The following is an 8,198-nucleotide window of genomic DNA, read 5'->3' on the forward strand; positions in this document are numbered from 1 at the left end:
GAGCTGCGTATCCCGACCGAGGCCAGTTGGCTGGGTCGAATTTTCCTGGCGACCAGCATCATGCCGGCCGCCGCGATCGCCTTGGCCACCACGTTCGCGCGCCGCGCACAGGCCTGGTCGTCGTTGATCTACGTCGCTGCGATCGCGACGGTCGTGACTGCTCAGATGATCCAGCGTGCCATCCAACTACCCAAGGGCTACGACGTCGTGCCCTTCCTGATGCCGCTGGCGGTGCTGCTCAGTCTGGGCGTCGTGCAGATCCCCTTCCGACTGCTCGCCCCATCACTGGTGGCCATCCTCACCGGGGTCGTGGCGACCGAGTCCGTCGCCTTCCCGCTCACGCCGTACGCGATCCTGATGCTCGGCGCCGCGGTGCTGATGGCGCTGGTCGTGCTGCGCTTTGCTTACCGTCTCGAACAGGCCGCCCGCGACGACTGGCTACGCGCCCAACGCCTCTACCTGCTGGCCCGCCGGGACACCCTCACCGGGCTGCCCAATCGACGAGCGTTCGACGACGATCTGGTCCAGACCGGCGCTGGCGGCCTGCTGCTGCTCGATCTGGACCATCTCAAGGCCTGCAACGACCGCTACGGACATGCCGCAGGCGACGACTATCTGGTCGCGGTCGGTCAGGCCCTTGCCGCGGCGAGTGGCCCGGCTGACACGGTGTACCGGGTGGGCGGCGACGAGTTTGCGGCACTGTTGGCAGGAGACGACGAGGCCACGCTTACTGCGCGCGCCGAAGCACTTCTCGCGGGCGTCCGCACGGCCCGCAGCACCACCCCCGACGTCGGACCCCGCACCTCGGTATCCGCAGGCTTCGCCCTGCTGGCACCGAGTTCCGGGGCCGGTCGCGACGCCGATGAACTGTGGCGCAACGCAGATCGGGCCTTGTATCAGGCCAAGTCGCAGGGCCGCGACCGGTTAGTCAGCAGCGGTCTCAGGAACCCGACGTCGACGGATCGATCCGCGACCCAAACTCATTGACCCGCTTGAGCAGCAGCTTGGCCATGCCTTCGATCATCGACCGCGAGGCGAACGCCGGCCGCTGCGCCACCAAGAAAACCGTGTTGATCGGCGGTTCGGCCGTCTCGGCGACGCGCACCAGCGCGCCGGAGGCCACCTCCTCGTACACCAGGTAGCTCGGCAGCACGCTCATGCCGAAACCGTCGAGAACCGCCTGCTTCACCGCCAGCAGATCGGCGACCACCAGGTCCGGATCGAACGCGGGTTCGGCGTTGAACACCGAATTCCAGAAGCGACGGATCACGGCGAGATCCCGGTTGTAGGCGACGATCGGCAGCGTCGACAGCCGCGAGATCGAGTCGCCGGGGATCTTCAGGCTGGGCGGGGCCACCATCCAGAACCCTTCGTCGATCAGCGGCCACCCCACCAGTTCCGGGTCGCGCGGTCGAATGGTCGACACCGCCAGATCCAGCCGCCCGGCCCGCAGGTCGTCCAGTAGGTCACGGGAAGGCGCCATGGCGAAGTTCAGCTTCGGCAGCCGGCCGGCATCGGCGGCGAGCGCCGGGATCACGACCGTCAGGATCAGCTCGCGCGGGCCACCGATTCGGACCTCCCGCAGCGCCGACTCCACCGACTCCTCATTGCCAAAAAAGCGGTCGATGTAGTCGATCTGATCGGCGATCATGCCGGCGATCTGCTGCGCATGCACGGTCGGGGTGACGCCGGTGATGTCGCGGATAAACAGCTCATTGCCGAACCACTTCTCCAGCGAGGCCACATGATTGGTGACCGTCGGCTGCGAGACGTTCAGTCGACGCGCCGCATCGCTGAACGATCCCGCGCGGTAGACCACCAGAAAGGTCCGCAACTGATCAAGTGGCGGGCGGCGCCTCTTGGGTTCTGTCATTCGAGAACTTCCTGTTGCAGCGGTGCGGGCAGTCGTGCACGGCGGACCACCCCGCGGGCGCCCCGGCCATCATCATCCCGCGCGGACCGGGCCTCCGGCCAGAATGCCTGCCGATGTTCATCAGAAAAGTTGCTGCATCGATCAACAATCTCTACTCGCAGATCACCGGTCGAGGGCCGCCTGCACTGCGTCGGCAATCCCTTGCTGGCCACGCGCCGTCGGATGCAGCGAGCCGGGCCCACGGCCCGCCGGGCTGATCCACCGCTGCTGTTCCCCGGCACACACATCGCGCCCCGCTGAGACCGCCTCGAGGTCGACGTACGTGACCCCGGCCGCCGTAGCGGCCATCCGCACCGCATCGTTCAGCCTGCGTTGCAGGGCACGGAGAAAGGGCACGTCGCCGGTGGCGACGGACACCTCATCGAAACACCCGCCGGTCGCCGGAAGCAGCCACGGATAGCCGGTGACCACGACCTGCGCCCGCGGCGCCTGCGCGACGACGGCGCGCAGTCCGGCGACCAGATTCGGTCGCACCCGATGATCGACTGCATCGAAGAGTTGCGTGCGCAGGGCCGCCGCGCAGGGTGCGCCGTCCGGGTCGGCGCCGCCCAGCCGGCGGCATTCGCCGGTCGCCAGCGCAAAGACGTCCGCGTCGTTCCCGCCGAGCGTCATGGTTACCGTGGCGACGTCGTCGTCGAGCACATCCAGCTGCGGCGGCACGCCGAAGTATTGCTCGACGGTGAGGTTCGCCGTCTGCGCCCCGGCACACGAGACGTCGGTGAGCTCCCAGCCATTGCGTCGCGCCACCAACTGCCCGTAGTTGCCCTCGGCGCGCATACAGAGGAACGGCGCATCCGGCACGGACGGCTGCAAACCCATCCCCGAGGCGTAGCTGTCACCGAGGTGCACATGCCGATGCGGCGCGGGCGGCTCGTCGCGACGGGCGCACGAAAGGAGGCCGAACACTAGCGCGACGATGGCGGCCGCGACGAGGCCAACCGTGGCGGCCGCGTTCGGCCGTCGCTGCGTCACGAGCCCGAATCACCCCGGCTGGTCAAGCCCAACTTCACCGCGAGGACCGCCTCGTTCAGTTCGGTGCGGAACCGGTCGACATCCCGGGCCCAGGCTTGGGCGAGCTTGTCGTCGGTCAGCCGCACGCCCACACCTTTGCGGCGGCGCGGCACCGCGTGCAATTCGCCGAGCGCACGGGCGCTCTCCCACTTCTGATAGTCCTGGGTGCGGTTCTCCGGGTACACCTCGAGGATGTCCGCCAGCGCTACCGTTTCTGCGCCCTGACGCAGGGTGTTCTCAGTGAGCAGCACCGAGACGTGTCGGCGGGCTGCCACGTACTGCAGCATTCCGAAACCGACGAGGAGCACACCGAAGATGGTCAGCACTTCCCAGTGGATCCGGCCCCGACCGACGATCTCCAGCACGAGCACCGCTGCGATCATCACCGGACCGATCCAGATCGCCATCTTGCTGCCGCCCGGCTCATCGAACAGCACCGCGCCGGGATCGCCGAGCGTGTCGGCCGGATCCTCGTCGGGGTCGCCCGCGGCTTCGTCAATCGCAGCATCCAGCTCGTCGGCGGGCCGGTCGGCGTCGGGCTTCTCCTCGCCCATCAGCTCTCGCTCGCCGACGACGTGGTGGCAGCGGCCGGTGCGGCGTCAGTACCGTTGTACCAAGCGTCAGCGGCCGGCCGGTAGGCCAGCACCGAACCGGCAAAGCCGATCACCGCAATGAACAGCACCAGCGCGAGTTCGCCGGACTGGAAGCCGATAGTCAGCACCAACACCATCACCAACACGACCACGGTGAGCGAGGCGAGCACCCCTCGGCCCTGGTGGTGGCGCATCGCCTTGCGTGCCATCGGCAGGTACGCCAAACCGACTGCGGTGACGAGGATCGCCACCGCCAACAGGCCCAGATTCCAGCCCACCTCGAGCACCGCGAGCACAATCGACACAACGCCGACGACGGCAAGGAGGGAGCCGGAGGTCAGCCACAACCGGTACGCCCAGCGGACCAGCGTTGGGCACGTCGACGGATCGGGGGTGAAGCCTTCCGGCGGTCCACTCATCGTTTTGTTCCTTATCCCGGGCCGCGCCGGAAGGCGGCGACCTGCTCAACGTACTTACGGGTGTCCGGATGCAGGGCGGCCAGCGAAGCACCCAGCGCGGCCACCCCACCAATAATCCGCGCAATCATCGCCCAGATGGGCAGGGTTTGTTGACTCCCGTCGCCGAAGACGGCGTCCATGACCTCGAAGACCATCATCACGGTCAGGACCGCCATGATCCATCCGATCAAGAACCGCGCCCAGCCTTTACCTCGTAACAGGAGCAGAATCAACGACGCCACCAGGACCACCACGATGATGCAGGAGATCACGATCCCACTGATCGCGATCATCTTCGCGACAGTCTCCGGGTCGCTGAACTCCCCATTGGGGTACTGCTCCTGGAGCATCGGCAACGCGCGATCCCGCGCGGCCCAATACGAACCCGGCATTGCGATCATTTGACATACGGCGGCGAGAATCGACAGCTGGATCAGAATTGCGATGCTTTCCGGCCGCGACGGGGCTTGTCCCACAGGTGGGGACGGATCCAACGGCGCGGACGCCCTCGGCGGAAGCGACGGGACAGTCATGTTCTCCAGCCTAAACTGCGGACAGTCGGTCGGCGATCTCGACGGCGGCGTAGGTGAGCACGATGGAGGCGCCCGCACGCACAATCGACAGCACTGCTTCGTCCAGTGCGGCCTCCCGGTCGATCCACCCGCGTTCGGCGGCCGCACAGATCATCGAATACTCGCCGCTGATCTGATAGGCGGCCACCGGCCGGTCGGCCAGTTCGGCGACGTCGCGCACCAGGTCAAGGTAGCTCATGGCGGGCTTGACCATCACCAGGTCGGCGCCTTCGTCGAGATCGGCCAATAGCTCGCGGACCGCTTCGGTGCGGTTGGCCGGATCCTGCTGATAGGTCCGGCGGTCGCCGTCCAACGACGACCCCACGGCCTCGCGGAACGGGCCGTAGAAGGCCGACGCATATTTTGCGGTGTACGCCAGAATCGACACCTCGGCGTAGCCCGCGCCGTCCAGGGCCGCGCGGATCGCGGCGACCTGGCCGTCCATCATTCCGCTGGGGGCGACGACGTGCGCCCCCGCCCGGGCCTGCGCGAGCGCCAACGCACAGTACGCGTCCAGGGTGGCGACGTTATCGACGCCACCACCCGCATCGAGAACACCGCAGTGACCGTGATCGGTGAACTCGTCCAGGCAGGTGTCGGCCATCAGCACCGTGGTATCGCCCAGGTCGGCGCGCAGCACCTCGAGCGCCCGATTCAAAATGCCGTCTGGCCGGGCGCCGCACGAGCCGGCTGCGTCCTTGTCAGCCGGTGTGGGCACGCCGAAGAGCATAAGTCCGCCGACACCGGCCGCCACCGCTTGCGCAGCGGCGGTGCGCACCGAGTCGAGGGTGTGGTTCACCACGCCGGGCATGGACTCGATCGGTCGCGGGGCATCGATGCCGTCGGCAACGAACATCGGCAGGACCAACTGTGCGGGGTGCAGCCGAGTCTGGGCCACCAGCCTGCGCATCGCCGGGGTGGTCCGCAATCGCCGGGGACGCTGCACGGGGAAACTCATGATCCCGAGTCTACGGTGACCGGCGGCTACATCATCGGGGTCGGCATCATCGAGGTCGGCAGGGGCGGGTTGCGGAGCGGATCGTGCTCGATCATCAGCTTATCGAGCCGGGCCTCGTCGACCCGATAGCGCAGACTCGCCGATTCCTGCTGGTCACGAATGACTTTAGCGAGGTTGAAGCAGCTCGTGACGAGGAACAGGATTCCCAGAATCACGAAGCCGCGCTGCCACGGATCCATCGGCAGATAGAACGCGCCGATGAGAAGGGCGAGCGAGGAGGTACCGAAGGAGATGGCGGACTGGACGAAGAAGGCGGTGCTGGGCTTTGCCGGTGCTGTGCTGTTCATGGAGTTAACAGTGCCAGCGCGCTACGCCCCGCAGATGCGTAGAACTACCCGACTTGCGCCGGGTAGTTCTACACCAGTTTCTGCTGAACCTCGGCCATGGTGGGCCGGCGCAACCGGTTAGGAGCGGGCGCGCCGGGACTTCTTGCGCGGAGGAGGCAGTGCGCCCTCGGCGCGCAGCGCCGCGGCGTGCTCGGCGAGCGCATCCACCATCGAGGCAATGGAGGCGTCCTCCGGGCGCACGTCCACCCGCAAACCAAACTCGACCGCAGTCTCGGCGGTCTTGGGTCCGATACACGCCACAATGGTGCGAGCGTGCGGCTTGCCAGCGATACCGACCAAATTGCGGACCGTCGAACTAGAAGTGAAACAGACAGCGTCAAAGCCGCCGGTCTTGATCATCTCGCGGGTCTCGGCGGGAGGCGGAGCGGCGCGCACGGTGCGGTAGGCGGTGACATCGTCGATCTCCCAGCCCCGCTCACGCAGTCCCTCGGAGAGGGTCTCTGTGGCAATATCGGCGCGCGGCAGCAGAATGCGATCGACCGGATCAAAGATCTCGTCGTAGGGCGGGAAGTCGGCCAACAGACCGAGCGACGACTGCTCGCCACTGGGCACCAATTCCGGCTCCACACCGAACGAGCGCACCTTCTGTGCGGTGCCCTCGCCGACGCACGCGATCTTGACGCCGGAGAACGCGCGAGCGTCCAGACCGAACTCGGCAAACTTCTCCCACACCGCACGCACCGCGTTGGTCGAGGTGAAGACGATCCACTGGTACCGGCCGTCGACCAGACCCTTGACGGCGCGTTCCATCTGCGCCGGACTACGCGGTGGCTCGACAGCGATCGTCGGCACTTCACGCGGGATCGCGCCGTGCCCGACCAGTCGATCGCTCATCTCCGGCGCCTGATCTTTGGTGCGCGGCACCAGCACGGTCCAGCCGTACAGGGCGCGCGACTCCCACCAAGAGAACTTCTGGCGCTGGCCGACCACTTTGCCGACCGTCAGGATCAGCGATCCGGCCAGGCCGACGCCGAGGTCGGCCAGGGTAGCCAGGGTGGCCTCCATCGTGCGCTGCTGGCAGGTGGTGCCGTGCAGGGTAACGGCAACCGGCGTCTGCGGGGCCAGGCCGTTCTCGGTGAGTGCGCTGGCAACCTCGCCGAGATGGCTGTCGGTGGCGTGCAGAACGAGCGGACCGGGGGCGGCAGCCAGGGCGGCCCAGTCGACGTCGCCGCGAACATCGGCAACAGTGTGCCCAGAACCAATCGGCAGGCCAGCGAAACCCGGCACGACGGCGGCGTGCGGCAGACCAGGCAGCACCTCGAAGACGACGGTGGTGCGGGCGACGGCAGTGATCTCGGCGAGCACCGCATCGGTGGTCATCGGATCACCGGAGACCACGCGGATCACATCGGTGCCCGTGCGGGCGGTGGTAACCAGGGTCTTGGCGACCTGAGCAGGATCACCGAGGGCCGGGCGGACCACCTGTTCGGCGGGATCGACGGCACCAGGCGCCGCATCGTCGTGCACCATATCGTCGTGCACAGCGGGCTCGGCGACGGGACGCGCGGAACCGATCAACCCCACGATGGACGCGGGGACGTCGGGATCGACGAACGCGACAGGGGCGTTGACCAGTACGTCCATCGCACGCACGGTCAGCAGATCCGGATTTCCCGGACCCGACCCGACAAACAGGATTCGGCCCGGACTAGCCTTCTTGGTACGGCTCATGAGTTTTGCGCTCTCCTGCCCCACCGGGTGGGGCCTCCGTCGTTCTGTACCGGAGCCGTCGGATCAGGCGCCGCTAGTGTGCACCTGACTGATCGACTAGTGCGGCAGCACCGAGCTCCAGCAGTTCGGCGGCAAGATTCCGGCCGAGTTCAGACGCTCGATCGACCGGGCCCACCACCGAAGCGCGGATCATGTCGGATCCGTCCTCGGCCGCCACCGCCGCACGAAGCGACAATTCAGCGAAGATGCGCCCGTCCTCATCGATCGACTCGACCACCTCGGCGATCGCACCGACCGGCGCGGTACATCCGGCCTCCAGGGCCGCAAGCACTGCTCGCTCGGCGTCAACCGCCGCACGGGTGGACGGATCGTCCAACTCGGCGAGGATTCTCACCAGTTCGGCATCGTCGGCACGGCATTCGACGGCGAGGGCCCCCTGTGCCGGTGCAGGCACCATGACCACGGGGTCTAGTGCCTCGGTTACTGCGTCGGTACGACCGATGCGAACCAAGCCGGCTCGGGCGACCACCACCGCGTCCAGTTCCCCGTTCGCGACTTTGCCCAACCGAGAGTCAAGGTTGCCTCGTAGGGGGCG

The 8,198-nt window shown here is 67.2% G+C and carries 9 protein-coding genes and 1 pseudogene; 1 reads left to right on the forward strand and 9 read right to left on the reverse strand.

All coding sequences use genetic code 11. The features are described from left to right. On the forward strand, positions 1-987 hold a 987-nt coding region (locus tag WAW85_RS10115), incomplete at its 5' end, for a GGDEF domain-containing protein (RefSeq protein WP_422559487.1). Here WAW85_RS10115 and WAW85_RS10120 read toward each other — a convergent pair. From WAW85_RS10120 to WAW85_RS10160, 9 genes and pseudogenes are all read right to left on the reverse strand, one after another. Continuing rightward, a complete protein-coding gene (locus WAW85_RS10120) occupies positions 941-1,873 on the reverse strand; it encodes a LysR family transcriptional regulator (RefSeq protein WP_422559488.1) in 933 nt (310 codons plus the stop codon). The genes WAW85_RS10115 and WAW85_RS10120 overlap by 47 nt on opposite strands. A 162-nt stretch (positions 1,874-2,035) precedes the next feature. Then, entirely contained in the window at positions 2,036-2,905 is an 870-nt protein-coding gene (locus WAW85_RS10125) for an SGNH/GDSL hydrolase family protein (RefSeq protein WP_422559489.1), read from the reverse strand. After that, entirely contained in the window at positions 2,902-3,498 is a 597-nt protein-coding gene (locus WAW85_RS10130) for a DUF3093 domain-containing protein (protein ID WP_422559490.1), read from the reverse strand. The genes WAW85_RS10125 and WAW85_RS10130 overlap by 4 nt, the downstream gene beginning before the upstream one ends. Continuing rightward, positions 3,498-3,956, reverse strand: a complete 459-nt coding sequence (locus WAW85_RS10135) for a hypothetical protein (RefSeq protein WP_422559491.1) — start codon at positions 3,954-3,956, stop codon at positions 3,498-3,500. Before WAW85_RS10135 ends, WAW85_RS10130 begins: the two co-directional genes overlap by 1 nt. An 11-nt stretch (positions 3,957-3,967) precedes the next feature. Continuing rightward, a complete protein-coding gene (locus WAW85_RS10140) occupies positions 3,968-4,396 on the reverse strand; it encodes a hypothetical protein (RefSeq protein ID WP_422559492.1) in 429 nt (142 codons plus the stop codon). 142 nt (positions 4,397-4,538) lie between these two features. Next, positions 4,539-5,525 carry a porphobilinogen synthase gene (gene hemB / locus WAW85_RS10145; protein ID WP_422559493.1) on the reverse strand — a complete coding sequence of 329 codons (987 nt, stop codon included), beginning with the start codon at positions 5,523-5,525 and terminating at the stop codon, positions 4,539-4,541. Positions 5,526-5,551: 26 nt separating this feature from the next. Next, positions 5,552-5,872, reverse strand: coding sequence for a YiaA/YiaB family inner membrane protein (locus tag WAW85_RS10150; RefSeq protein ID WP_422559494.1), 321 nt, complete (start codon positions 5,870-5,872; stop codon positions 5,552-5,554). A 117-nt stretch (positions 5,873-5,989) separates the two neighbouring features. Beyond that, complete coding sequence (locus WAW85_RS10155; protein WP_422559495.1) at positions 5,990-7,603, reverse strand: uroporphyrinogen-III synthase; 1,614 nt, start codon at positions 7,601-7,603, stop codon at positions 5,990-5,992. Between the two features lie 73 nt (positions 7,604-7,676). Next, positions 7,677-8,198 (reverse strand): annotated as a pseudogene (locus WAW85_RS10160) (hydroxymethylbilane synthase); the annotation flags it as partial.

The organism is Gordonia sp. (in: high G+C Gram-positive bacteria), from assembly GCF_049299075.1.
Lineage (GTDB): Bacteria > Actinomycetota > Actinomycetes > Mycobacteriales > Mycobacteriaceae > Gordonia.